23 protein-coding genes are annotated in these 25,280 nt (G+C 64.6%); 17 read left to right on the forward strand and 6 right to left on the reverse strand.

The features are described from left to right. The first annotated feature begins 231 nt into the window (after positions 1 to 231). Positions 232 to 1,131 carry a LysR family transcriptional regulator gene (locus GB927_RS17025; RefSeq protein WP_256118390.1) on the forward strand — a complete coding sequence of 300 codons (900 nt, stop codon included), beginning with the start codon at positions 232 to 234 and terminating at the stop codon, positions 1,129 to 1,131. A 12-nt stretch (positions 1,132 to 1,143) separates the two neighbouring features. Here the strand turns inward: GB927_RS17025 and GB927_RS17030 are convergent, their stop codons facing one another. After that, the gene (locus GB927_RS17030) at positions 1,144 to 1,845 is read right to left on the reverse strand and encodes a GntR family transcriptional regulator (protein ID WP_256118391.1); all 702 of its coding nucleotides are present in this window, start codon (positions 1,843 to 1,845) and stop codon (positions 1,144 to 1,146) included. Positions 1,846 to 2,125: 280 nt separating this feature from the next. Between GB927_RS17030 and GB927_RS17035 the strand changes: the two genes are divergently transcribed. Continuing rightward, positions 2,126 to 3,619, forward strand: a complete 1,494-nt coding sequence (locus tag GB927_RS17035; protein ID WP_256118392.1) for an amidohydrolase family protein — start codon at positions 2,126 to 2,128, stop codon at positions 3,617 to 3,619. A 3-nt stretch (positions 3,620 to 3,622) separates the two neighbouring features. Here GB927_RS17035 and GB927_RS17040 read toward each other — a convergent pair whose 3' ends face one another. Continuing rightward, entirely contained in the window at positions 3,623 to 4,525 is a 903-nt protein-coding gene (locus GB927_RS17040) for a LysR family transcriptional regulator (RefSeq protein ID WP_256118393.1), read from the reverse strand. A 257-nt stretch (positions 4,526 to 4,782) separates the two neighbouring features. Here GB927_RS17040 and GB927_RS17045 point away from each other — a divergent pair, with 257 nt between their 5' ends. From GB927_RS17045 to GB927_RS17115, 15 genes are all read left to right on the forward strand, one after another. Continuing rightward, positions 4,783 to 5,559: a 5-oxoprolinase subunit PxpA gene (locus GB927_RS17045; RefSeq protein ID WP_256118394.1), complete on the forward strand. Its 777-nt coding sequence runs from the start codon at positions 4,783 to 4,785 to the stop codon at positions 5,557 to 5,559. A 20-nt stretch (positions 5,560 to 5,579) separates the two neighbouring features. After that, positions 5,580 to 5,822, forward strand: a complete 243-nt coding sequence (locus GB927_RS17050) for an acetyl-CoA carboxylase (RefSeq protein WP_256118395.1) — start codon at positions 5,580 to 5,582, stop codon at positions 5,820 to 5,822. Next, positions 5,819 to 7,204, forward strand: coding sequence for an acetyl-CoA carboxylase biotin carboxylase subunit (locus GB927_RS17055; protein WP_256118396.1), 1,386 nt, complete (start codon positions 5,819 to 5,821; stop codon positions 7,202 to 7,204). The genes GB927_RS17050 and GB927_RS17055 overlap by 4 nt, the downstream gene beginning before the upstream one ends. After that, entirely contained in the window at positions 7,204 to 8,079 is an 876-nt protein-coding gene (locus GB927_RS17060) for a 5-oxoprolinase subunit B family protein (protein WP_256118397.1), read from the forward strand. The genes GB927_RS17055 and GB927_RS17060 overlap by 1 nt, the downstream gene beginning before the upstream one ends. Then, a complete protein-coding gene (locus tag GB927_RS17065) occupies positions 8,069 to 9,040 on the forward strand; it encodes a 5-oxoprolinase subunit C family protein (protein WP_256118398.1) in 972 nt (323 codons plus the stop codon). The genes GB927_RS17060 and GB927_RS17065 overlap by 11 nt, the downstream gene beginning before the upstream one ends. A gap of 32 nt (positions 9,041 to 9,072) precedes the next feature. Beyond that, on the forward strand, positions 9,073 to 10,146 hold the full coding sequence (gene torT / locus GB927_RS17070) for a TMAO reductase system periplasmic protein TorT (protein WP_256118399.1): 1,074 nt from the start codon (positions 9,073 to 9,075) through the stop codon (positions 10,144 to 10,146). A 65-nt stretch (positions 10,147 to 10,211) separates the two neighbouring features. Next, on the forward strand, positions 10,212 to 11,729 hold the full coding sequence (locus tag GB927_RS17075) for a sugar ABC transporter ATP-binding protein (protein WP_256118400.1): 1,518 nt from the start codon (positions 10,212 to 10,214) through the stop codon (positions 11,727 to 11,729). After that, positions 11,726 to 12,763 carry an ABC transporter permease gene (locus tag GB927_RS17080; RefSeq protein ID WP_256118401.1) on the forward strand — a complete coding sequence of 346 codons (1,038 nt, stop codon included), beginning with the start codon at positions 11,726 to 11,728 and terminating at the stop codon, positions 12,761 to 12,763. The genes GB927_RS17075 and GB927_RS17080 overlap by 4 nt, the downstream gene beginning before the upstream one ends. Before the next feature lie 137 nt (positions 12,764 to 12,900). Continuing rightward, positions 12,901 to 14,256 (forward strand): FAD/NAD(P)-binding protein, encoded by a 1,356-nt coding sequence (locus tag GB927_RS17085; RefSeq protein ID WP_256118402.1) that lies wholly within the window; start codon positions 12,901 to 12,903, stop codon positions 14,254 to 14,256. 64 nt (positions 14,257 to 14,320) lie between these two features. Continuing rightward, positions 14,321 to 14,806 carry an RrF2 family transcriptional regulator gene (locus GB927_RS17090; RefSeq protein WP_256118403.1) on the forward strand — a complete coding sequence of 162 codons (486 nt, stop codon included), beginning with the start codon at positions 14,321 to 14,323 and terminating at the stop codon, positions 14,804 to 14,806. 68 nt (positions 14,807 to 14,874) lie between these two features. Then, positions 14,875 to 16,185 carry an FAD/NAD(P)-binding protein gene (locus GB927_RS17095; protein WP_256118404.1) on the forward strand — a complete coding sequence of 437 codons (1,311 nt, stop codon included), beginning with the start codon at positions 14,875 to 14,877 and terminating at the stop codon, positions 16,183 to 16,185. Between the two features lie 239 nt (positions 16,186 to 16,424). Then, on the forward strand, positions 16,425 to 17,450 hold the full coding sequence (locus GB927_RS17100) for a sulfate ABC transporter substrate-binding protein (RefSeq protein ID WP_256118405.1): 1,026 nt from the start codon (positions 16,425 to 16,427) through the stop codon (positions 17,448 to 17,450). A 5-nt stretch (positions 17,451 to 17,455) separates the two neighbouring features. Then, positions 17,456 to 18,319, forward strand: coding sequence for a sulfate ABC transporter permease subunit CysT (cysT, locus tag GB927_RS17105; RefSeq protein ID WP_256118406.1), 864 nt, complete (start codon positions 17,456 to 17,458; stop codon positions 18,317 to 18,319). Continuing rightward, on the forward strand, positions 18,309 to 19,172 hold the full coding sequence (gene cysW / locus GB927_RS17110; protein ID WP_256118407.1) for a sulfate ABC transporter permease subunit CysW: 864 nt from the start codon (positions 18,309 to 18,311) through the stop codon (positions 19,170 to 19,172). Before cysT ends, cysW begins: the two co-directional genes overlap by 11 nt. A gap of 16 nt (positions 19,173 to 19,188) precedes the next feature. Beyond that, on the forward strand, positions 19,189 to 20,241 hold the full coding sequence (locus GB927_RS17115; protein WP_256118408.1) for a sulfate/molybdate ABC transporter ATP-binding protein: 1,053 nt from the start codon (positions 19,189 to 19,191) through the stop codon (positions 20,239 to 20,241). Between the two features lie 47 nt (positions 20,242 to 20,288). On the opposite strand, the gene GB927_RS17120 is transcribed toward GB927_RS17115, so the two are convergent. From GB927_RS17120 to GB927_RS17135, 4 genes are all read right to left on the reverse strand, one after another. Continuing rightward, positions 20,289 to 21,686 carry an amidohydrolase family protein gene (locus GB927_RS17120; RefSeq protein ID WP_256118409.1) on the reverse strand — a complete coding sequence of 466 codons (1,398 nt, stop codon included), beginning with the start codon at positions 21,684 to 21,686 and terminating at the stop codon, positions 20,289 to 20,291. Between the two features lie 99 nt (positions 21,687 to 21,785). Then, the gene (locus GB927_RS17125) at positions 21,786 to 22,643 is read right to left on the reverse strand and encodes a LysR family transcriptional regulator (protein ID WP_256118410.1); all 858 of its coding nucleotides are present in this window, start codon (positions 22,641 to 22,643) and stop codon (positions 21,786 to 21,788) included. A 99-nt stretch (positions 22,644 to 22,742) separates the two neighbouring features. Next, on the reverse strand, positions 22,743 to 23,981 hold the full coding sequence (locus GB927_RS17130; RefSeq protein ID WP_256118411.1) for a saccharopine dehydrogenase family protein: 1,239 nt from the start codon (positions 23,979 to 23,981) through the stop codon (positions 22,743 to 22,745). A gap of 34 nt (positions 23,982 to 24,015) precedes the next feature. Next, entirely contained in the window at positions 24,016 to 25,116 is a 1,101-nt protein-coding gene (locus GB927_RS17135; protein ID WP_256118412.1) for a carboxynorspermidine decarboxylase, read from the reverse strand. Positions 25,117 to 25,280: the final 164 nt, after the last annotated feature.

The raw sequence follows: 25,280 nt of genomic DNA on the forward strand, positions 1-25,280 counted from the left end.
TGCGGCGACCAATTTGTGACGGTTTTTCACCGTGATGAGGAGAATTCACGGTTCCATCCCTCTCGTGCGGTGAATTGCGCTCTATCTCAGCGTTTGCGTAGGTACTCTTGAACGGGATTCTAATTTATCAATTTAAGAGGGAAGGCTGTGGCCGGCTGGCTCAGATGAGATGGCAGGTGCCTTCCCACGCCCAACGCGACCCGGAACGCCAAGGGATGAGGTGATGTAAGAATGCAATGTAATATCAGGGCCTTACAGGTGTTCGAATGCGTGTTTCGCCACCGTTCCATTGCCAAGGCAGCCGATGAGCTGGCGATTACCCGTAGTGCGATCAGCCATCAGTTGCGCTATCTGCGCACCCAGATCGGCGAGGACCTGATCGAGAAGACCGGCCGCGACCTGTCCTTTACCGAGCGCGGCACCAAGCTTGCAAAGTCCCTGTCCTTCGCCTTCGCCCAGATCGAGCACTCCATCCAGAAGAGCATCAGCGAGACGACGCCGGCGCTTCGCGTGGCGGTGTGCACGTCCTTCGGCTCCGGCTGGCTCATCCCCCGGGTGAAACTCTATGCGCATGCCGCCGACTGTCGCATGCAGATCAAGCTGCAGGCCTACCAGCCGGATCTCAGCGACGCGATCGCCGACATCTTCTTCACGACCACGCCGATCAAGGACGGGTTCTGGAGCGTCAAGCTCCTGCCCGAGGATCTGGTTGCCGTGGGCACGGCCGAGCAGATCCCGCCCGATCGCAAGCGCGGTTATGCGCTCATCACGACGGAAGTCGAGGAGCGCGGTTTCATGGCGGACTGGCAGGGTTATCTCGAACTCGTCGACCGCAAGGATCTGCTCGACAATGCCGCCGTGCTCGGCGCGAGCCACTATCTCTTCGCCGTGGAAATGGCCGAGCAGGGCCTCGGCATCGCGCTGGTGCCGCATTTCCTGGCCGAGCAGCGGGTGTCCGAGGGCGGGCTCCAGGTGTGGAACGATGCGCGCATGCCGTCGGGCCGCGCCTATTATCTCAACGTCAAACACGCCCGCCGCAACGAGCCCGATATCCGCAACTTCGTGAACTGGGTGCGGCGCATGGTCGTCGATGCGCCAGCCGAACGCTTGAGCGTGCCGAACGGCGCCTGAACGGCGAGCCGGTCAGGCGAGGCCTTCCGCCGCCGCATAGGCGGTGAGCACGTCCTTGATATTGCGGTCGTCTTCGCGCGGCAGCAGGGCGCGGGTGGTGATCGAATCGAGATGGTGGGCCATCAGCTTCGAGGCATCCTCGGCCTTGCCGGCGATCAGACTGTCGAGCAGCTCCTGGTGCTCCGAAACGGCGCAGTCCGAGGAATGCGGCCGGCCGTAGAGCGCGAGGATCAGCGAACTGCGGGCGACGAGTTCGTTCACATAGCGGATGAGGCTGGCATTGTTGGTCATCTGCGCCAGCATCGTATGGAACTCGCCGGCGAGCCGGATCGAGGTCGCATGTTCCTTCTCGGCATCTTCCGCCGCGATATGGGCGGCGAGGATGTCGATCTGCTCCTTGGTAAGCTTGCCCGCAAGCGTCTCGACGACGAGGCGCTCCAGCGCCATGCGCGTCAAAAACAGGTTACGGCCCTCTTCGAGCGTGGGGCGCGCCACCGTCGCGCCCTTGTTGGGGCGCAGGTCGACAAGGCCTTCTTCGCTGAGCCGCACCAGCGCCTCACGCACGAGGGTGCGGCTGACGCCGAGCCGTTCGCCGATCGAATCCTCGGGCAGCTTCGAGCCGGGCGAGAGCGCCTGGTCGAGGATGGCGCGCTTCAGCGCACGATGAACGGCCTGCGAGCGACCGCGGCCCAGATCGTCAACTTTCTTCGCCATGCGGCAGTCTCCATAGTCATAAAATATATCGCGCAAATTGCACACAAAGGCCGATTCTGTCCACCTGTTCGCGCGCCACGCGCGGGATCGTATGGGGCCGAAGACCAGCCCCGGGCGCATATTCCTTCTCGCCAATGGCGACGCCTCTTTATGCTCAAAGAAATGCGGCTTGCTTCGCGAAGATATGCATACAATAATTGCATCCCATAGATTAAAGCCATTGCATGCGTGCCCCGACAGCGAAAATGGCACCAAAGGCTAGAAGGATGGAACGAGCATCATGACGACACTTCCCGCATCCGGCCGCATCGACGGCCCGGTTCTCCTCACCGCCCGCTGGGTCGTCGGCCATCGTGAAGGCCGCCACGTTATCTTCGATGACGGCATCGTGGTCTTCGAGGGCGACAAGGTCGTCTTCGTCGGGCACGATTATCCCGGCGAGGTCGCAGAGCGCATCGACTATGGCAATGCGATCCTCTCGCCCGGCTTCATCGATCTCGACGCACTGTCCGATCTCGACACGACCGTGCTCGCCTTCGACAACCAGCCCTCCTGGAAGAAGGGCCGGGTCTGGCCGAAGAGCTACATGGACCGCGCCTACGAGATGTACACGCAGCAGGAGCTGGGCTTCCAGAAGCGCTACGCCTTCGCCCAGCTCATCCGCAACGGCGTCACCACCGCGCTGCCGATCGCCTCGCTGTTCTACCGCGAATGGGGCGAGACGGATGCCGAATTCTCCGCTGCCGCCGATGCGGCGCATGAACTGGGCCTGCGCGTCTATCTCGGCCCGGCCTATCGCACCGGCAACAGCTATGTCGACGAGAATGGCAAGATCGCCTTCCACTACGACGAGGAGCGCGGTTTCCAGAGCTTTGCCGCCTCGCTCGCCTTTGCCGAGCGCATCGAGGCTGAGGCCTCGCCGCTGGTACGCGCGATGCTGGCGCCCGACCGCATCGAGACCTGCACGCCCGAACTGCTGCGCCGCACCGCGGATGCCGGCCGCGACCTTGATATCCCGATCCGCCAGCATTGCTGCCAGTCGGAACTGGAATTCGACCGCATCACCAGCGCCTATGGCATGACGCCGCTGGAATGGCTGGAGTCGCTCGGCGTGCTGAACGAGCGGATGCTGCTGCCGCATGGCGAACTCGTCGCCGGCACGCGCAATGTCGACCGCGCCGGCCGCGACCTCGATATCCTGAAGAATGCCGGCGCGACGCTGGTGCATTGCCCGATCGTCTCGGCCCGCCATGCCGGCTTCATGGACAGCTTTTCGAAGTTCCGCGACATGGGCGTGCGCATCGGCCTCGGCACGGATACCTGGCCGAGCGACTTCATCCAGAACATGCAGGTCGGCATCCTGCTGTCGCGCGTCATGGACGGCTCGATCGACAGCGTGCGCTCGGAACACTATTTCGATGCCGGCACGATCAGTGGCGCGGATGCGCTGCGGCGGCCCGATCTCGGCCGGCTGCAAGCGGGCGCGAAGGCGGATGTCATCGTCATCGACATGGGCCATGATCGCATCGGCCATGTCATCGATCCGATCCAGACGCTGATGATGTCGGGCTCCGGCCGCGACGTGACCAATGTCATCATCGACGGCCGCTTCGTCATGGTCGACGGCAAGATCCCGGGCTTCGACGCCAGGGCGGAGCAGGAGAGGGCGCAGCGCCAGTTCGATGGGCTTGTCGCGCGTTACCCTGAGCGTACCTATGGCCATCCGCCGGTGGAGGAGATTTTCTCCACCAGCTATCCGCGCGTTCGCCGCTAAGCTTCACCGCTCCGGCAGGTGGAAGGCCTGCTGGAAATAGGAGCGGAAGGCGAGCATCGGCGGGGAGAGTTCCATGTTGCGGCGCCAGGCGAGGCCGACATCCATCGCCGGCACCGGATCGCTGATATTGACCGTCTCGATGCGCCGGCCCTCCAGCGACCAGGGCCGGTGCACCATGTCGGACAGGATCGCCACCCCCTGGCCGTTGGCGACGAGCGAACGCGTCGCCTCGACGGACGAGGTGCGCAAAATGACGCGCGGCTGGTAGGGCGTGGCGCTCCAGTATTTCAGCGCCGAATGCGCCGCTTCGTCCACCGTCAGCATGATGTAGGGTTCTTCCGCGATCTCGCGCAGTCCCACCGTCTCGGCCTGCAGCAGCGGATGCTGCGCCGGAAGCCAGAGACGGCGCGTCGAACTCAGCACCTTTTCCGTGATGAGCGCCGGATTGAGGATGTTGGAGGTGAGCAGCACCGACATGTCGTAGCGGTTGCTCAAGAGCCCTTCCTCGATCGACTCGCGATTGAGCTCGAAAAGCTGAATTTCCAGCTTCGGAAACAGCCGTCGCAGCCGCTCGATATGCAGCGGCAGGAAGTAGCCGATGACCGTATAGGTCGCGGCAACGGTCAGCGTGCCCTCGATCTCGCTGCTGACGACGTTCAAATGCATCGCCTCGTCGACCTTCTTCAGGATCTCATAGGCATGCGACAGGAACTGCCGGCCGGCGGACGTCAGGTCCATGCCATGCGGCGTGCGCAGGAACAGGCTGACGCCGACGGTGCGCTCCAGTTCCTTGATCGCCGTGGTCACCGCGGACTGGGAAATCGAGAGGTCGACGGCGGCCTGCGAGATCTGGCCGAGCTCGGCGGTCGCGACAAAGTAGCGGATCTGTCTGAGGCTGATCGTCAAGGCTGTGTGCCCCTATCTGGTTTCTCGCGAAGCGGTATCAAAAAATCAGAACAGACGATATCGAAATGGGCACGAAGCCGCTCTATCCTGGGCATTACCTGTCTATCCATCTGTTTTATCTTGTTTTTGCAGCGCAATAAAAATGGGCATCGTGTTCTGATTATCAGAATTCATATATGTAAAAATAGAATTTTTCAAATGAAGATAGATGGCCTAGCGTTTCCCTCGTCCGACAAAAGCATGTGAGGGAAGAGACATTGCGTGAGGTAGTCGACATCAACTGCGACATGGGCGAGGCCTTCGGCCGCTGGCGCGTCGGTGATACCGATGACGCATCCCTCATGCCGCTGATCAGCTCGGCCAACATCGCCGCCGGCTTCCATGCCGGCGATCCGAGCCTGATGGACCAGACCGTCCGTCTTGCCACCCAGCACGGCGTCGGCATCGGCGCCCATCCGGGCTACAACGACCTCCAGGGTTTCGGCCGCCGCAAGATCGCCGGCACCGCCAAGGAACTCGTCAACGACATGGTCTACCAGGTCGGCGCCATCAAGGAATTCGCCCACCGCCACAGCGCCCGCCTCCAGCATGTGAAGCCGCATGGCGCGCTCTACATGGAACTGGCGGTCAATCCGGAACTGTCGCAGATCTTCGTGCAGTACATGCGCACCGTGGAGCCGAACGCCTACATCTTCTGCATGGGGGGCTCGGCTACCTGGCGCGCGGCGATGGAGGTCGGCCAGCCGGTCGTGCGCGAGTTCTACGCCGACCGTGACTATGACGACAGCGGCTCCATTGTCTTCACCCGTGATGCCGGCCGGCCGGACCCCGCGGCCATCGCCCGCAAGGTCGTGCGCGCCTGCAAGGAAGGCAAGGTCAAGACGGTCAAGGGCAACGACATCGCCATCGATTTCGAATCCATCTGCTTCCATTCCGACACGCTCGGCGCGCTCGACATCGTGCGCCAGATGCGCGAGGCGCTCGTGGCCGAAGGCATTCGCATAACGCCCGTTTCGGACGTGGCTGGGCACTAACATCTTAAGTGGAGAGAGACATGAGCAAGATCGAGATCAGATCGCCCCTGCCGGGCACCTTCTACCGGGCCTCCTCGCCGGATGTGCCGCCGTTCAAGGCGGATGGCGCCAGCGTGGCGAGCGGCGATGCGATCGGGCTCATCGAGGTCATGAAGACCTTCCAGGAAGTGCCGGCCGGCGTCGATGGCAAGAACATCACCTTCCTCGTCGACAATGAAGAGCCGGTCATGGCCGGCCAGGTCATCGCCGAGGTGGAGGCATGACGATCCGCTCGCTCCTCGTTGCCAACCGCGGCGAGATCGCGGTGCGCATCATCAAGGCGGCGAAGGCGCTCGGCATTCGCACCGTGCAGGTCCACAGCGCCGCGGATGCCGACATGCTGGCGGTGAAGCTCGCCGATGCGGCCGTCGACATCGGATCGCCGGCGCCGAAGAAGTCCTATCTCAACATCGAAGCGGTGGTGAACGCCGCCAAGGCGGCGGGCGTCGATGCCGTGCATCCGGGTTACGGCTTCCTGTCGGAAAACGCCGATTTCGCCGATGCGGTCGAAGCGGCCGGGCTGATCTTCATCGGTCCCAAGGGTGATGCGATCCGCCTGCTCGGCGACAAGGTCGCGGCCCGTGAAGTTGCTGCCAAGGCCGGTGTTCCGACTGTGCCGGGCAGCGCTGGACGCCTTGCAACGATCGAGGAAGCCCGGGCCGTGGCGGCAAAGACCGGTTTCCCGATCATGATCAAGGCGGCGGCAGGCGGCGGCGGTCGCGGTATCCGCATCGCCGCCGACCTCGCCGATCTCGAACGCCATTTCCCGCAGGCTTCCGCGGAAGCGCTGGCTTCGTTCGGCGATGGCGGCCTTTATCTGGAAAAGGTCATCACCAAGGCGCGCCATGTCGAGGTGCAGATCCTTGGCGACGGCCAGAACTTCATCCATTGTTTCGAGCGAGAATGCTCGCTTCAGCGCCGCCGCCAGAAGGTCTGGGAAGAGGCGCCGTCCTTCCTGCTGCCCGCCGATGTGCGCACCCGGCTTTGCGACAGCGCCGTCGCACTTGCCCGCGAGGTCGGCTACCGCGGCGCTGGAACCGTCGAATATCTCTACGACGAGGTGACGAAAGAGTTCTATTTCATCGAGGTCAATACCCGCATCCAGGTCGAGCATCCCGTCACCGAGATGATCACCGGCATCGACCTTGTCGAAGAGATGATCCGCGTTGCCGGTGGGGCGCCGCTGTCGATCCGCCAGGAGGATGTGCAGGCCGAAGGCCATGCCATCGAATGCCGCATCAATGCCGAAGACCCGGCCAAGGGTTTTTTGCCCGCGCCGGGCACCATCACCAGGCTCGTCGTGCCGGAAGGCGAGGGCATCCGCTTCGATACGATGCTCTACGAAGGCTACACGATCCCGCCCTTCTACGACTCGCTCGTCGGCAAGCTGATCGTCTGGGGGCAGACGCGCGATGCCTGCCTCGAACGGCTGAAGGGCGCGCTGGAAGGCCTGACGATCGAGGGCATCAGGACGACGGTGCCGCTGCACCTGGCACTCGCCGAGGACGACAGCGTCCGGCGCGGCGCCTTCGACACGCGCTTCCTCGAAACATGGCTTGAAACCGAATTCGCCGCGAAAGCCGGCGCGACTGCGGAGGTTGCCTGATGAGCATCAGATACACATTCGGGGGCGATGAGCACCTCTTCGTCGAATGCAGCGAGGACATGTCGCTCGAAGCCTTCTTCAAGAGCCTCTCCATGGCGAAGGGTGTGCGCGAAAGCGGCATCAAGGGTGTCACGGAAATCTGCCCGGCCAATGCCTCCTTCCAGATCAAGTTCAACCCCGACATCATCCATCCCGACGACATCCTGAAGGAAGTGAAGTCGATCGAGGGCGCGGCCGCCAAGGCCGAGCCGGTGCTGAAGACCCGCATCGTCGAAATCCCCGTCTTCTACAACGACCCGTGGACGCACGAGACGCTGATGCGCTTCCGCGAGCGCCATCAGGACCCGACGGGCACCGACCTCGACTACGCCGCCCGCATCAACGACTACGGCTCGGTCGATGATTTCGTCGGCGCCCATTCCGGCTCGCCCTGGTTCGTCTCGATGGTCGGCTTCGTCGCCGGCCTGCCCTTCATGTACCAGATGGTCGAGCGGCAGCGGCAGATCCAGGTGCCGAAATATCTGCGCCCCCGCACGGACACGCCAAGACTGACAGTCGGCCATGGCGGCTGCTTCGGCTGCATCTATTCGGTGCGCGGTGCCGGCGGCTACCAGATGTTCGGCATCACGCCGATGCCGATCTTCGATCCGACGCAGACGACCAGTTATCTCTGCGATTTCATGGTGTTCTTCCGCCCCGGCGACATCGTGAAGTTCAAGCCGATCGACCGCGATGCCTATGACCAGGCGGTCGAGGATGTCGACAAGGGCCGCTTCGCCCCGCCGATCCGCGAGGTGAGCTTCGACCTCCGGGAATTCCAGAAGGATATCGACGGCACAAACGCCAAGCTGGAGGGCATGCTCTATGGCCATTAAGGTTCTCCACCACGGTCTTTCGACCACCGTCCAGGATCTCGGGCGCCCCGGCTATTTCCACCTCGGCATTCCCGTCGGCGGCGCGATGGACCGCTATGCGATGCGCGCCGCAAACCTGCTCGTCGGCAATGACGAGGGTGCGGCCGGCCTCGAAGCCGTCTTCATAGGCCCGAAGCTCGAATTCACCGAGGACGCGCTCGTCGCCATTACCGGCGCCGACATGCCGGCCAAGGTGGATGGCGTCGCGCAACCCGGCTGGACCGCTTTCAAGGTCAAGGCCGGCCAGACGCTGACCTTCGATTTCCTGAAGTCCGGCGCCCGCATTTGCATCGCCGTCTCCGGCGGCATCGACGTGCCGGAAGCACTCGGCAGCCGCTCGACCTATCCGATCGGCGCGCTCGGCGGCTTCAAGGGCCGGCCAATCGCCGCCAGTGACGAACTGCCGGTCGGCAAGGGCAGTCTTGCCAACGAGGGCAAGACGGTTGTCGAGGAACTGCGCCGCAAGCCAGGCATGCCGGCGGAACTGCGCGTACTGCCGGGCCTCTACTGGCACCGCGTCACCGAGGAATCGCAGGAAAACTTCTTCGCCGACGAATGGAAGGTGGCGAACGAGGCGGACCGCATGGGCTATCGCTTCAAGGGCGGCCGCAAGCTCGATTTCGTCGAGCGCGACCAGCCCTTCGGCGCCGGCTCCGACCCGTCGAACATCGTCGATAGCTGCTACCCCTATGGCTCGATCCAGGTGCCGGGCGGCACGGAACCGATCATCCTGCACCGGGATGCCGTCTCCGGCGGCGGCTATTTCATGGTCGGCACGGTCATCTCCGCCGACATGGACCTGATCGGCCAGCTTCAGCCGCACACACCCACCCGCTTCGTCAAGGTGACGATGGAAGAGGCGCTCGCTGCCCGCAAGGACCGCGCCGCGTTGCTCGGGAGGTTGCGCGCCACCTTCGCCTGACAGCCATTCATCAAAACAAGAGAGGGAACATAATGAACACGCTCGTTAGAACTGCACTCGCCACCACGGCCCTGGCCTTCGCGCTGAGCGGCGCGGCCATGGCCGAGACCTGGTATCCCTATGACGCCCAGGCGATCGAACCGCCCTTTGCCGCGGATGGCAAGCCGGTCGATGTGAAATACGAGCCGCTCGCCAAGGCGGAAAAGCCCTGGAACATCTGCGTCTCCTTCCCGCACATGAAGGATGCCTACTGGCTTGGCGTCGATTACGGCGTCGCCGAACAGGCGAAGGACCTCGGCGTCAAGATGAACCTCGTCGATGCCGGCGGCTATACCGAACTCGCCAAACAGATCAGCCAGATCGAGGATTGCGTCGCCGGCGGCGCGCAGGCCGTGGTGATTGGCGCCATCTCGTTCGATGGCCTCAACAACCTCGTCTCGGAAGTCACCAAGAAGGGCATTCCGGTCATCGACGTCATCAACGGCATTTCCTCGCCGGACGTGACGGCCAAGTCGCTCGTCTCCTTCTACACGATGGGCCACGAGACCGGCGCCTATCTCGCCAAGAAGCACCCGGCGGGCAGCGATCCGGTCAAGGTCGGCTGGTTCCCCGGCCCGGCCGGTGCGGGCTGGGTGGAAGCCGCCAACAAGGGTTTCATGGAAGCCGTTGCCGGCTCCGCCGTGCAGGTGCTCGATCCGAAATTCGGCGATACCGGCAAGGAAGCCCAGCTCAAGCTCGTCGAGGACGTGCTGCAGGCCGAGCCCGACGTGCGCTACATCGCCGGCACGGCGGTGACGGCGGAAGCCGCCCAGGGCCTCATCCGCGAACGCGGCCTCAAGGGCCAGGTCGAGCTTCTCGCCTTCTACATGACGCCCGGCGTCTACGAGGGCATCAAGCGCGGCTTCATCCTCGCCGCACCCGCCGATTCCATGGTCATCCAGGGCCGCATCGCCATCGACCAGGCGGTGCGCGCGCTGGAAGGCAAGGAACTTACCAAGCATGTCGGCCCGAAGATCTTCGTCGTCGATCCGTCGAATGTCGAGACCGTGCCGCAGACCAACATCCTGCCGCCGGATGGCTTCAAGCCGGTCTTCGGCGTGAACTAAGCGAACCCAAGACGACCGCATGCGGTCCCGGCACGCGCCGGGGCCGCCATTGAGGAGGGACGAGGGTGACCGGTTCCGCGATACCGCTCGTCGAGATGACGGGCATTACCAAGACATTTCCGGGGGTGAAGGCGCTGGATGGCGTTTCCTTCACGCTGATGCCGGGCGAAGTGCATGTGCTGTTCGGCGAGAACGGTGCCGGCAAGTCGACGCTGATTTCCATCCTGTCCGGCGTCTATCCTCAGACGGCAGGCACGCTGATGCTGAACGGCGACGCGGTGTCCTTCGCCTCGGTGGGGGACGCCAAGAAGAACGGCGTCGCCGCCGTCTTCCAGGAATTTTCGCTCGTGCCGACCATGAGCGTGGCGGAAAACATCTATCTCGGCAGCGAGCCGAAGCGCGGCCCCTTCACCGACAAGGGCGCCATGCGCCGCGGTGCCGAAAAGCTCTTCGCCGATCTTGGCTTCCCGATCGACGTGCGCCGCTCCGTCGTCAGCCTCTCGCGCGCCGAGCAGCAGATGACGGAGATCGCCAAGGCGATCCATTCCGAGGCGCGCATCCTCATTCTCGACGAGCCGACCGCCTCCTTGACGGAGCGCGAGACGGAAACGCTGTTCCGCATCGTGCGCGAGGCGAAGGCCCGTGGCGTCGGCATCGTCTATATCTCCCACCGCATCCAGGAATTCTCACAGATCGCCGACCGCATCACGGTGCTGCGCGACGGCAAGCTGATCGGCACGGTCGGCGTCGATGCGCTCTCTCCCAAGGCGCTCGTCGAGATGATGACCGGCCGCGCCATCGACGAGATTTACCCGACGATCGCCCGCAAGCCGGATGGCGACGTGCTGCTGTCGATCCGCGGCTTGAAGGCCTGGGGTGTCGGCGGCGTGGATATCGATGTGCGCGCAGGCGAGGTGCTCGGCGTCGCCGGCCTGGTCGGCAGCGGCAAGTCGCGCACTTGGCGGGCCGCCGTCGGGCTGCTGCCGATCAAGGCCGGCTCCGTGACGCTGAAGGGCAAGGACGTGACCCACGCGCCGACCCGCCGCTTCGTCGGCGACGGCGTCTTCTATCTGCCGCCGGACCGCAAGTCCGAAGGGCTGATGCTCTCCGCAACGACCCGCCGCAACATCGATCTCGGCGCGCTTGAACGCGATGAGGCCTCCGGCTTCCTCGGCGCGCTGTCGCCGGCAAAACTGCGCACCATCACCGATGGCATCGCGCGCCGCGTCGATATTCCCGAAAACTACATGGGCCGCGCCATCTCGACGCTCTCGGGCGGCAACCAGCAGAAGGCGCTGTTCGGCAAGGGTTTCGGCCGCGACTACGACCTCTACATCTTCGACGAACCGACCGTCGGCGTCGACATGGGCACGCGCGCCGCCCTCTACCGGTTGATCAAGGAACTGGCGGAGGCCGGCAAGGCCGTCGTGGTCATCTCCTCGGACCTGCCGGAAGCCATGAACCTCGCCCACCGTCTCGTCGTCTTTTCCGCCGGCCGCATTTCGGCGGAGCTTGAGGGCGACGCCATCAACGAGGAAACCATCCTCGCCTCCTTCTTCTCCCATGAAAGGCCAGACGCATGAACACCAGCGCCCAACCGGTGGCGGAGACACAAGCTTCGGCCGGCTCGCCGATCCTCGCCTTCCTGCGCACCGTCTTCGTGCGCGCCGGCGTCCTGCCGTTCTTCCTCGTCGCCGCCCTCATCATCTTCACGCTCGCCTCGACGCAGTTCCTGTCGGTGCAGAACCTCACCAATGTCGCGCGCCAGTCGGTCTACCTGATCCTGGTGTCGCTGGGGCAGATGCTGGTGCTCATCACCGGCGGCTTCGACCTTTCCGTCGGCACGGCGATCGCGCTGACCTCCGTGGTTTCCGCGACGGCGATGGTCGCGGCGTCCGGCATGTTTCCGGATGCCGTCTGGCTGGTCATCGCGCTTGGTCTTGCCGCCGGCTTTGGCTCGGCGCTCCTGATCGGCACGCTCAACAGCATCGGCATTGCCGGCTTCAGCGTCTCGCCCTTCATCATGACGCTCGGTGTGCAGTCGGTCGGTGCCGGCATCGCGCTGTTCATCACCGGCGGCGTGCCGGTTTCGGGCCTGCCCTATGAGTTCGGAGAATTCTTCGGCTTCGGCCGCATTTTTGGCGTACCCGTGCCGGTGCTCGTCGCGCTTCTGGCGATCGCCGCCATGTGGATCCTGATGAACCGCACCCGCACCGGCGCGCAGATCTATGCCGTCGGCGGCAATATCAAGGCGGCGCATCTGTCCGGCATCAATACCCGCCGCACGCTGTTCATCGCCTATGTCGTTTGCGCGCTGCTCGCTTCGCTTGCCGGCATCCTGCTGACGGCGCGTGTCGAAAGCGGCGAGACCAATCTCGGTGGCACCATCGCGCTCGAATCGATCGCCGCCTGCGTCATCGCCGGCGTATCCTTGCGCGGCGGTATCGGGCGGGTGGAAAGCGTCGTGCTCGGCGCCTTCTTCATCGTGCTGGTGCAGAACGGCATGAACATCATGCAGATCGGCTCCTACATGCAGATGGTCCTGCTCGGCAGCCTGCTGGTGCTCGCGGTCGTCATCGACCAGTTGCGCTACCGCATGCTGGTTGGCAGCCGCTAAAAAAGGGGGCGGGAACCTTGCGGAACCCGCTCCGCGTCTTCGCCGTTTCCCTTGCAGATTTTGGCCGATAATAGTCTATAGATTTACTGGATAAATCTGATTAGACTGCCGGCCACGGTCTTCGCAGGAGGGAATGCATGACGCTCAAAACGGATGTGGCCGTCATCGGCTCCGGCCTTTCGGCCGTTGCGCTGACACTCAACCTCATCGACCAACTGCCGCCGACCGCAAAGGTCAGCCTTGTCGGGAAAGCGGCCGCGCAGGGCAGGGGCATCGCTTATGCCACCAAGGCCGAGTGCCACCTCCTGAACGTGCCGGCCGGCCGCATGAGCCTCTTCGCCGACCGCCCGAATCACTTCCTGTCCTGGCTGGCCGAAGAGGGCTATCCCTGGTCGGCGGACGATTTCGTGCCGCGCCGGATTTACGGCAACTACGTCCGCGACTGCCTCGATGCTGCGCTGAAGCGCACCGGCAATCGCGCGGCCCTCACCCTCGTCGATGCCGAGGCGCTGAGCGCCGAAGCGGAGCAGGATGGCGGGCTGTGTTTCGCCCTGTCGGATGGCACGCGCCTGTCCGCGCGCGCTTCGGCGCTGTGTACGGGCGCGGGCACGCGCCGCCTGCCTTTGCCGGAAGAGGCGCTGTCGCCCGCGGTGCGCGGGTCCGTCGTGCACGATCCCTGGGCCGATGCCTGGTGGGAGCGCTTGCCGGCGGATGCGGACGTGCTCTTCGTCGGCACCGGCCTCACTACGGTCGACCAGTTGCTGCTTTTGAAGCGCCGCGGTTTCCGCGGCACCCTGCATGCCGTGTCGCGGCATGGCCTGCTGCCGCAGGCGCATCTCGCGCACCGTGCCGATCCGGTGGAGACCGTGCTTGTCCCGGGCCAAAGCGAGATCAGCGCCATGCTCGCGGCGCTGCGCGCCCAGGCCACCGCCGCGCCCGACTGGCGGGCCGTCATGGATGGCCTGCGCCACACGACGCATGAATTCTGGCAGACCCTGAGCGAGGCGCAGCGCAGCCGCTTCCTGCGTCATGCCGCCTCCTTCTGGAATGTCCACCGCCACCGCATGGCGCCCGCCGTTGCGCAGGAGATCGACGACCTTCGCCGCTCCGGCCAGCTCGTCATCCACCGCGGACGGCTGGAGGCGCTGCGCCGGGAAGATGGCCGGCTGGCCGTCGATCTGCGCGGGGGCGCGTCCGTGACGGCCGACCTCGTGGTCAACTGCACCGGGCTGGACCGATGTACGGTCAGCGCCTCGCCCCTGCTGAAGAGCCTCGCGGAAAGGGGCCTCGTGCGGGCCGATCCGCACGGCCTCGGCATCGCCGTCGACGACGAGGACAGCGTTCTTGCCGCCGATGACACCAGCAACGCGCGTTTCTTCGCGCTCGGGCCGCTCACTGCCGGCCGCCATTGGGAGATCACCGCCGTTCCCGATATCCGCGTCCAGGCCCGCGCGGTTGCCACCCGCATCGGCGCATTGGTCGCGGCCGGATGAGCAGGCGGCGCCGGCTCCAGGAATGGCAAGCCGGTTCCGCGCCTGCAACGCGTGGCACCCCGCCATGATCGCACAGAAATCCAAATATGCCCTGCGCGCGCTCCTGGCGCTCGCCCGGGCCGGTCCCGGCGAAACGGTGCAGATCGGCACGATCGCGGCGCGCGAGGCGATCCCCAAGAAGTTCCTCGAACAGATTCTGCTCGACCTCAAACATGCCGGCCTCGTGGTCAGCCGGCGCGGCCAGCATGGCGGCTACCGGCTGCTGCGGCGCCCGGAGGATATCGCTTTCGGCGAGGTGCTGCGCATCCTGGAAGGCCCGTTCGTGCCGCTCGCCTGCCTTGCCAATGATGGCGACCAGCGCTGCGCCGATTGCCGCGACGACCGCTTCTGCGCCGTGCGCCGGGTCTTTGCCAAGGTCGCCGCCGCTTCCGGCGAAATCCTCGACGGCACGACGCTGGCGGATTTCCTGCATGAACCCCCGGAAACCGCCGCCGGCACGCCGGATTCTCCCGGCGGCAAGCGGGCTTCCATTATTCTACTAAAAAGGTAGAAAATTATATCGAGCCGCGCTATCATGGTGGCCTGGCTTCTTGTTCACCGTGAGGGAAAGGACAGGGCATGTTCTTCGAAAGGGCCGTGAGGGAAGAGGGGGCTTCGTCCGTGCCGGCGATGCGCATTGCGGTCATCGGCGCCGGGCCGTCGGGTCTTGCCACGACGATCGCGCTGATGCGGCGGGTTCATCGCCCCTTCGAGGCCTGGCTGATCGATGCCGAGGATGCGCCGGGCGCTTTCGGTGATGGCCCTGCGGGCAAGGCGCTGACCACCGAGCCGGCCCGCGACCTCTCCGTCCTGCCGGATCGCCCGGATGATTTCGCCGAGTGGCTGAAGGGCAGCCTGCTTGCGGGCGGCGCCGTTGCCGCGCTGCGCGGGCCGCAGGATCTGCATGTGCCGCGCGCCGTCTTCCGTGATTATGTGATGGCCCGCTTCGGCGAGGCGCTGAGCCTGCGCCGCGACGTGCGCATCCGCACCTTCCGCGGCGCGGTGCGCCATATCGGGGTGGCGGGAACGGGCCTGCGCGTCGCCTTCCGCGATGGCGAGAGCGCCGAATTCGACCATGTCGTGGTCGCCACCGGTTTCGGCATCGCCGAGCGCGAGGCCGCCTCCTGGCGGGGCGCCGCAGCCGCAGCCGAGCGGCTGTCGCAGCAGGCAGACCCGTCGCCGCTGACGCTGGTCGGCAATGGCCCGCGCCTTGCCGCCATCCTCCTCGACCTGCGGGCGCGCGGTTTTGCCGGTGAGATCAATGTCGCCGCCGCCTCCGGCCGCCTGCCGCAGCCGCATGGCCGCGGGCATGAGGGCATGGCCTTCGGCGAACCGCCGGCCACCCGTTCGCTGAAGGATGCCTTTCGCTATATCCGCAACGAGTGTAGCGCCGCGGAGGCGCGCGACGGCGGCCAGTGGCAGACCGTCGTCGATGCAGCCTCCGCCCGCCTGTCCGTCGTCTGGCGCAACCTGCCCCAGGCCGAGCGCAACCACTATCGCCGCCATCTTCTGCGCCTGCACCGGCACTTCTCCGTCCGCATCGCCCGTGACGTACACCGCCGCCTCGGCGCCGAATTCGAGACCGGCCGCACCCGCTTCGTGCCGTCCTGCGATCCCAGATCCGCCGACGAGAACACCATCGATTGCCGCGAGATGCCGTCCGCCCGCGCGCTCGCCGGGCTCATCGGCCGCGACGCAGCGGCACTGACGGTCGACGATTGCGGACGCCTGCTCAGCCATAGCGAGGCGCTGTGCGGGCTGTCCGTGGTCGGCGCCATCGCCTCCAGCCTGCGCCCCGGCCCGTTCACCTTCGCCGAAACGGTGCGGCAGACCTACCGGGCCGTGCTCGACATCGCGCCGCAGGGCCTCGCCCGCGTCTCGCACCGCTGAAGCCTACCTGCTGAAAAAAGTTTGGGCGGCGCGGCAAAAACAGCGGTTTTCCGCGGATGCATTTTGCGTGGTCGTCGGCATCGTGGGATGAACCGTTCGCCTGCGGCAGGACTCCGCAGGTCTTCCATTGCGCCTTTACGGCTCGTTTGGAACCCGTTTTGCAAGTTGCTGGGGCGTTGTTGACTAACTCTACTAATTCACTAGGGTTTATGAGGGATAACGATCCAGGAGGTTGGAGAATGTCGATATTGGCTAAACGTTTTGGGGCTCTCGTGGTGGGTGTCGGGCTTGTGCTCGGCGGGGTGACGGGGGCGTTTGCACAAACGACGCTGCTCAACGTCTCCTATGACCCGACGCGCGAACTCTACAAGGAATATAACGAGGCCTTCGCAAAACATTGGAAGGCTGAGACCGGCGAAGACGTGACGGTGCAGCAGTCGCATGGCGGCTCCGGCAAGCAGGCACGTTCGGTGATCGACGGGCTGGAAGCGGACGTGGTGACGCTGGCGCTCGAAAGCGACATCAACGCGATCGCCGAAAAGACCGGCAAGATCAACAAGGACTGGCGCGGCCGTCTGCCGAACAATTCTTCGCCCTACACCTCGACCATCGTCTTCCTGGTTCGCAAGGGCAATCCGAAGGGCATCCATAACTGGGGCGACCTGGTGAAGGGCGACGTGCAGATCGTCACCCCGAACCCGAAGACCTCGGGCGGTGCCCGCTGGAACTACCTTGCAGCCTGGGCCTGGGCGAACCAAGAATACGGCGGCGACCAGGACAAGATCAAGGCTTACATCGCCGAACTCTTCAAGCGCGCGCCGGTTCTCGACACGGGTGCACGCGGTTCGCTGACCACCTTTGCACAGCGCCAGATCGGCGACGTGCTGCTCGCCTGGGAAAACGAGGCCTATCTGGCCGGTGCCGAGTTCGGCGCGGATGCCTTCGACATCGTCGCTCCACCGATCTCGATCCTCGCAGAGCCGCCGGTCGCCGTGGTTGACGGCAATGTCGATGCCAAGGGCTCGCGCAAGCAGGCCGAAGCCTACCTCACATATCTTTACTCGGAGGAAGGCCAGAACATTGCGGCGAAACACTTCTACCGTCCGTCGAAGCGCGAATTGGTGAAGCCTGAGTTGCTGCAACAGCTTCCGGACATTAAGCTGGTGACGATCGACGATCCGATCTTCGGCGGCTGGGTGAAGGCACAGCCCGAGCATTTCGGTGACGGCGGCGTGTTCGACCAGATCTACAAGCCGGGGAACTAAGTCCTTTGACGACATCTGCTGCTGCTTCGGTGCGGTGGCGCGTGAGACAGCCGAGTGTCATTCCGGGTTTCGGACTGACGCTCGGCTTTTCGCTCGCTTATCTGACCCTCATCATCCTCATCCCGCTCGCCGGCCTCGTCTGGCGCTCCGCCTCGCTTTCCGGTGCGGAGTTCCTGGCTATCCTCACCGATGAGCGCACGATCAACGCGCTGGAGGTGTCCTTCGGCACGGCCTTCATCGCGGCGCTCGTCAATGTGGTCTTCGGCGTCATCGTCGCCTGGGTCATCGTGCGCTACGAATTCCCCGGCCGGCGCATCGTTGACGCGGTGGTGGACCTGCCCTTCGCGCTGCCGACGGCGGTGGCGGGCATCGCGCTTGCCGCGCTCTATGCGCCGAATGGCTGGGTCGGCCAGGTGCTGAACGTCTTCGGCATCAAGGCGGCCTTCAACCCGACGGGCATCGTCATCGCGCTCGTCTTCATCGGCCTGCCCTTTGTGGTGCGCACGGTGCAGCCGATCATGGAAGAGATCGACCGCGAGGTGGAGGAGGCGGCCGCAACGCTGGGTGCCAACCGCTTCCAGACCGTCTATCGCGTGCTGCTGCCCGGCCTGTCTCCTGCGATCCTGACGGGCTTCGCGCTGGCCTTCGCTCGCGGCGTGGGCGAATACGGCTCAGTCATCTTCATCGCCGGCAACATTCCCTATGTGTCCGAGATCGCGCCGCTCCTCATCGTCATCCGGCTGGAGGAGTTCAACTATGGTGCGGCGACAGCGATCGCCACGATCATGCTGAGCATGTCCTTCGCCATGCTGCTCGTCATCAACCTCATCCAGGCTTGGAGCCGCAGGAGGTACGGTCATGGCGCCTAATTCATCCCGCCGCCTGCGCTCGCCGACGACGGAAGCGCCCTTCGCCCGCTACGCGCTGATGACCGCTGCCTTCCTGTTCCTGGCGCTCTTCCTGCTCCTGCCGCTTGCCGCGGTCTTCATCGAGGCCTTCCGCAAGGGGCCGGGCGAATTCTTCGCCTCGATGAACGACCCGGATACGCTCGCCGCCATCCGGCTGACGCTGCTCGTCGCCGTCATCGCCGTGCCGCTCAACCTCGTCTTCGGCATGGCGGCGGCCTGGGCGATCGCCAAGTTCGAGTTCAAGGGCAAGGCGTTCCTCACCACGCTGATCGACCTGCCGTTCTCGGTCTCGCCGGTCATTTCCGGCCTCGTCTACGTGTTGTTGTTCGGTGCGGGCAGCGTGCTCGGGCCGTGGCTGAAGAGCCATGGCATCGAGGTGCTCTTTGCCGTGCCCGGCATCGTGCTCGCCACCGTCTTCGTCACCTTCCCCTTCGTCGCGCGCGAACTGATCCCGCTGATGCAGGAGCAGGGCACCGGCGACGAGGAGGCGGCACTGTCGCTCGGCGCTTCGGGCTGGCAGACCTTCTGGTACGTGACGCTGCCCAATATCAAATGGGGCCTGCTCTACGGCGTGCTGCTCTGTAATGCGCGCGCCATGGGCGAGTTCGGCGCGGTCTCGGTGGTTTCGGGCCATATCCGTGGTCTCACCAACACCATGCCGCTGCATGTTGAGATCCTCTACAACGAGTATAATTTCGTCGCCGCCTTCGCTGTGGCGTCGCTGCTCGCGGCACTCGCTCTCGTCACACTCGTCGTCAAGACGGTCCTTGAACTTCACTACGGCGCGGAAATCGCTGCCGGCCGCAAGCATTGAAAGGCTAAAGCCCTCCATGGACGTCAGGGTTTCCAACATCCGCAAGGAATTCGACCGCTACCCGGCACTGAACGATGTCTCGCTCGACATCCGTTCCGGCGAACTGATCGCGCTGCTCGGCCCCTCCGGCTCCGGCAAGACGACGCTGCTCCGCCTCATTGCCGGCCTCGAACAGCCCACCCTCGGGAAGATTTTCTTCGGCAACGAGGACGCCTCCCACCGCACCGTGCAGGAGCGCCATGTCGGCTTCGTCTTCCAGCACTACGCGCTGTTCCGCCACATGACGGTCGCCGACAACATCGCCTTCGGCCTGACCGTGCGCCCGCGCGGTGAACGCCCGCCCAAGACGGAAATCCGTCGCCGGGTCAGCGATCTTCTCGACATGGTGCAGCTCTCCGGTCTCGAAAAGCGCTATCCCAACCAGCTCTCCGGCGGCCAGCGCCAGCGCGTGGCGCTCGCCCGCGCCATGGCGATCGAGCCGAAGGTGCTGCTGCTCGACGAGCCGTTCGGCGCGCTTGACGCCAAGGTGCGCAAGGAACTGCGCCGCTGGCTGCGCGAATTCCACGACCGCACCGGCCACACCACCGTCTTCGTCACGCATGACCAGGAAGAAGCCCTCGAACTCGCCGACCGCGTGGTGGTGATGAGCCAGGGCCAGATCGAGCAGGTCGGCTCGTCCGACGATGTCTACGACCGGCCGAACTCGCCCTTCGTCTTCTCCTTCATCGGCGATAGCGCCAGCCTGCCGGTCACCGTCGCGGACAATGCCGTGCGCTTCCAGGACGAGCCGATCGGCATCGCCCCGAAGGCGAACGACATCCAGAGCGGCAGCGGCACGCTGTTCTTCCGCCCGCAGGACGTCACCCTCGTCACCGACCCGGCGACACCGGCGCTGGAAGGCCGCGTCGCTACCTCCCGTCGCCTTGCCGGCACCCGCATCGCCGACCTCGACATCTCCAGGCAGGGTGAATCCCACCATGTCGAGATCGAAATTCCCCTTGATGCCCAGGCTGCGACCGGAACCATCATCCGCTTCAAGCCGACACGCTGGAAACTCTTCGCCGAATAACAAAAAGGCCGGCTTCAAGCCGGCCTTTCTGCACTCAGTCTTGGCGATCAGGCCTTGCCGACGCCGCCGGCAACCAGCCGCCCCTTATGGAACGTCGCGCCGCGGGGCGCCACGCGGGCGACGGCTTCCGCCGAGCAGCTGGCGGCGGCCAGCGTGAAGCCCGCCTCGTCGCCGGCCTTCGGCCAGGCGCGGTTGCCGTCATTGTCGAGCGGCAGGATGCCACCGGTGGAAATGGCGAGCGAGCGGGACAGGTGGAACTCGTCCGAGCCGCGATAAAGTTGGGCATAGAGATAGGCCTTTTCCAGCATGTCGCCGCTGCCGAAGGGCGACCAGTGGTCGATGACGCTGTCGGTGCCGGTCATCACGAAGACGCCGGCCTTGGAAAGCTGCGGCAGCGGCATCATCAGCCCGCCGATCGGCACGGTGGAGGCGATCGTCATGCCGTTTGCCGCCAGCCGCGCGGCGGTCTCCTCCAGCTGTTCGGGTGTCAGCGTCGTCAGTGCGAAGGCATGGCTGATCGTCACCTTGCCCTTCAGCGCCGGGTTCTTCTCGACCGTATCGATCATGTAGTTGACCGCCGCAACACCGGCCGGGCTCGTCTCATGCAGGTGGATATCGACGCCCTTGCCGGTGTCGAGCGCGATCTGGAACATCGCGTCGAGCGACTTTTCCATGGCGCCGTCGACATTGGTCGGGTCGAGGCCGCCGACATATTCGACGCCCATCTGCATCGCTTCGCGCATCAGCCCGTCGACCTTGGAATGCAGGAGGCCGTGCTGCGGGAAGGCGACGATCTCGCAGACGAAGTCGTCCTTGTGCTTCTCCAGCGCCAGTTTCAGGTGTTCCAGGCTCTTCAGCCCGCTCACCGGATCGATGTTGCAATGGCTGCGGGCGACCGTGCTGCCCTTGGATTGCAGCAGCGCGATCAACCCCTCCGCACGCTCGACGGAGGTCGGCAGCAATTGCGGCAGCAGCTTTTCCTCCAGCGCGATCATGTCCATGATCGTCTTGCCCTGCCGCGGGCGCGGTGCCTGCCAGGGGCCGCCGTAAAACGTCTTGTCGAGATGGATATGCATGTCGCGCATGGTGGGCAGCGCAAGCTGGCCGTTCGCCTGGTAGGTCGGAAGGCCCGTCGGCAGCGTCGCGCCTGCGCCATGCAGCGCGGCGATCTTGCCGTCCTTGATTTCCAGCGTGTGAAGCGCCGTGCGGGTGGCGATGACGACATCGCCGTCGCGCTCGAAACCCTCTTCGAGGCGCACGTCGGCGAGCAGGTAATGGCTGTCTTTCACGGCTGTCACGGCACTCTCCGGGGCACAATCGGTCGTCTGCGCCGCGGCCTTGCGGCTCATGCCGCCGGTCAATCCGGCGACGGCGGCGGCGGTGGTGAACTGGCCGGTGCGGCTCAGAAAAGCCCTGCGGCTCTGCGATATGGCATGTTGCAACATCGTCTCCTGGTCAAGCATGGAAGGGATGACGCATTCTAGGAGACGGGGCTGCCGCATGGCAGCGACATTTGGCAATGCTGGCTATTCGATTCGCCAATGTCAGCGCGAAAGACCGCAGAAGGCAATGAGCCGTTCGGCGAGATCCAGCGCCACCGCCGAGGCCGTATCGCGGTAGAACAGGGCAAGCTCGAAATCGTCGACCGGCGGCAGGTGCTCGGCCGCGCCCAGCACCCGATGCCCCGGCAACCGGCAGCTTGCGGGCAGCAGGCTGACGCCGAGCCCTGCCGCAGAGGCCGCGGCAATGGCCGCCAGCCCCGCGCCGCTATAGCTGACGCGCCAGCGCATGCCGAGCCCGTCCAGCGTCTGGCACAGTTCCTCGCGGTAGAGCCCGTTCACCGGAAAGACCGCGAGCGGCACCGGCGATTGTTCGATGGCCGGATGCTCCTGGCTGTCGAGCCAGAGCAGCGGCTCCGGCCGGGCGGCGCGCGGCAGGTGCACGCGCCGCTGCTTGACGAGCACCAGATCGAGCTCTTCCTGAAGATAGGCGCGGTGCAGGTCGGGGCTGAGCCCGCTGGTGACGTCGAGCCTCAGATGCGGGTGCTCCCGCTTGAAGGCCGCCAGCAGGTCGACCGTCGGCACGGTAAAATCTTCCGGCATGCCGAGCCGCAGCACGCCGTCTCGCCACGGCCCCGTCAGCGCATCATGCGCCTCCTCGTTGAGCGCGATGATGCGCCGCGCATAGCCGAGCAGCTTGATGCCCTCTTCGGTGAGCCGCACCTCATGCGACGTGCGCTCGAACAGCGCCTTGCCGAGCAGTTCCTCCAGCCGGCGTACCTGCTGGCTGACGGTCGATTGCGACAGCGACACACGGTCTGCCGCGCGCGTAAAACTGCTGGTCTCTGCGACGGCCACGAAGCTGACCAGAAGCTGCGGGCTGAACATGGGATACCGATTCATCGTCCGCTGCCCAAGTGTTGGCGGTCGCTTGTTGTAGTGAATGCCGACCTCGCTTCCAAGGGGCCGGCCGCACGCGAGGCGCGGCCGGTTTTGTCAGGCTTAGAAGCTGACGGCGCGGTCGCCGTCCTCGTCCTGGATGCGCGTCGGCAGGCCGATGCGGTTCAGCAGATTGATGAACGGCTTCGGCGGCAGCTCCTCGACATTCGCCATCGTCTTCACGTCCCACTCGCCCGTGGCGACCAGCATCGCGGCGGCGACCGGCGGCACGCCGGCGGTGTAGGAAATGCCCTGGCTGCCGACTTCTTCATAGGCTTCCTTATGGTCGGCCACATTGTAGATGAAGACGGTCTTTTCCTTGCCGTCCTTCAGGCCCTTCACGTAATCGCCGATGCAGGTCTTGCCCTCATAGTTGGGTGCCAGCGACGACGGATCCGGCAACACCGCCTTGACCACCTTGAGCGGCACGACCTCCAGCCCTTCGGCGGTCTTCACCGGCTGCTCGGAGAGCAGGCCGAGGTTCTTCAGCACGGTGAAGACGTTGATGTAGTGCTCGCCGAAGCCCATCCAGAAGCGCACATTCGCGCCGTCCATGTTCTTGGCCAGCGAGTGCACCTCGTCATGGCCGCAGAGATAGGCGCGGCGCGTGCCGACGACGGGCAGGTCATAGTCCTTGCCGATCTCGAACATCTTGTTGGTCTGCCACTGGCCGTTCTGCCAGGAATAGACGACGCCGGTGAATTCGCGGAAATTGATCTCCGGGTCGAAGTTCGTGGCGAAATACTTGCCGTGGCTGCCGGCATTGATGTCGACAATGTCGACGTCCGTCACCGTGTCGAGATATTCGTCCTTGGCTAGCTTCGCATAGGCGTTGACGACGCCCGGATCGAAGCCGGCGCCGAGGATGGCGGTGATGCCCTTCTCCGCGCACTCGGCCGCGCGCTTCCACTCGTAGTTCCCGTACCACGGCGGCGTCTCGCAGATCTTGCCGGGCTCCTCGTGGATCGCGGTGTCGATATAGGCGACACCCGTATCCATGCAGGCGCGCAGCACCGACATGTTGAGGAAGGCGGTGCCGACATTGATGACGATCTGGGATTTGGTGGACTGGATGAGCGCCTTGGTCGCCTCGATGTCCAGCGCATCCAGCGCATGGCCTTCGAGCACGCCGGCCTGCTTCATGGCCTTCTTCTCATGGACCGACGCGATGATCCTGTCGCACTTCGCCTTGGTGCGCGATGCGATATGGATATCGCCGAGCACGTCGTTGTTCTGGGCGCATTTGTGCGCCACGACCTGTGCGACGCCGCCAGCGCCGATGATGAGCACGTTCTTTTTCATGTCGGGGGATATCTCCTTCTACCCGGTAGAAGCCTCAGGAGAGGCATTCTTCGTAGTCCGCGTAGGTGAATTCGCGGACCGTTCTGATGCTGCCATCCAGCTCGCGGATGGCGATCGCCGGCATTTTCACGCCGTTGAACCAGTTCTTCTTGACCATGGTGTAGCCGGCCGCATCCTGGATGGAGAGGCGGTCGCCGACCTTTAGCTCGGTCTCGAAATTGAACTCGCCGAAAATATCGCCGGCGAGGCAGGACTTGCCGCAGACCATTGTGCGGTGCGGCCCGGTGTTGGGGGAAATCTTGGCGCTCTCGCGGTAGATCAGCAGGTCGAGCATATGCGCCTCGATCGATGAGTCGACGATGGCGAGGTGCTTGCCGTTGTTAAGCGTATCGAGCACCGTCACTTCCAGCGTGGTGGACTTGGTGATCGAGGCCTCGCCCGGCTCCAGGTAGACCTGAACGCCAAACGCGCCGGAAAACCGCTTCAGCCGCTCGGCAAACTTTTCCAGCGGATAGTTCTCGCCCGTGAAATGGATGCCACCGCCAAGGCTCACCCAGTCCGCCTTTTTCAAAAGCGGCGCGAACTTCTCCTCGATCGTGCCGAGCATGCGGTCGAACAGGTCGAAATCGCCGTTTTCGCAATTGTTGTGGATCATGAAGCCGGAGATGCGGTCCATCACGGCCTCCACCTGCCGCACGTCCCATTCGCCGAGCCGCGAGAAGGGGCGGGCGGGGTCGGCGAGGTCGAAGCTGGAGGAGGAGATGCCGGGATTGAGCCGCAGGCCCCGCACGATGCCGGCCGCCTTGTCGGCGAAACGGTCGAGCTGGCCGATCGAGTTGAAGATGATCTTGTCGGCGTGCGACACGACCTCGTCGATCTCGTAATCGGCATAGGCGACGGAATAGGCGTGCGTTTCCTTGCCGAAACGCTCGTGGCCGAGGCGCACCTCGTTGAGCGACGAGGAGGTCGTGCCGTCCATGTAGTCGCGCATGAAATCGAAGACCGACCAGGTGGCGAAGCATTTCAGCGCCAGCAGCGCCTTGGCGCCGGAGAGTTCGCGCAGGCGCGCGACCTTCTCCATGTTGGCGAGAAGCTTCGACTTGTCGATAAGGTAATAGGGCGTGGTGAGGGACATGGCGGGACCTCTTTTGCGGTTGGATTGGGGGCAATGCCGACGGAAACGCGCATAGCGGAGGCGAAAACCTCCTGCTTCACGCTATTCGGAACTGGGAAAACCGTGGTTACGGGATCGTCGTGCGGACACGGCGATGCGGCAGCGCTTTTGCGCTGTGGGCCGCA

This window comes from Shinella lacus (assembly GCF_010994755.1).
GTDB classification, from domain to species: Bacteria; Pseudomonadota; Alphaproteobacteria; order Rhizobiales; family Rhizobiaceae; genus Shinella; species Shinella lacus.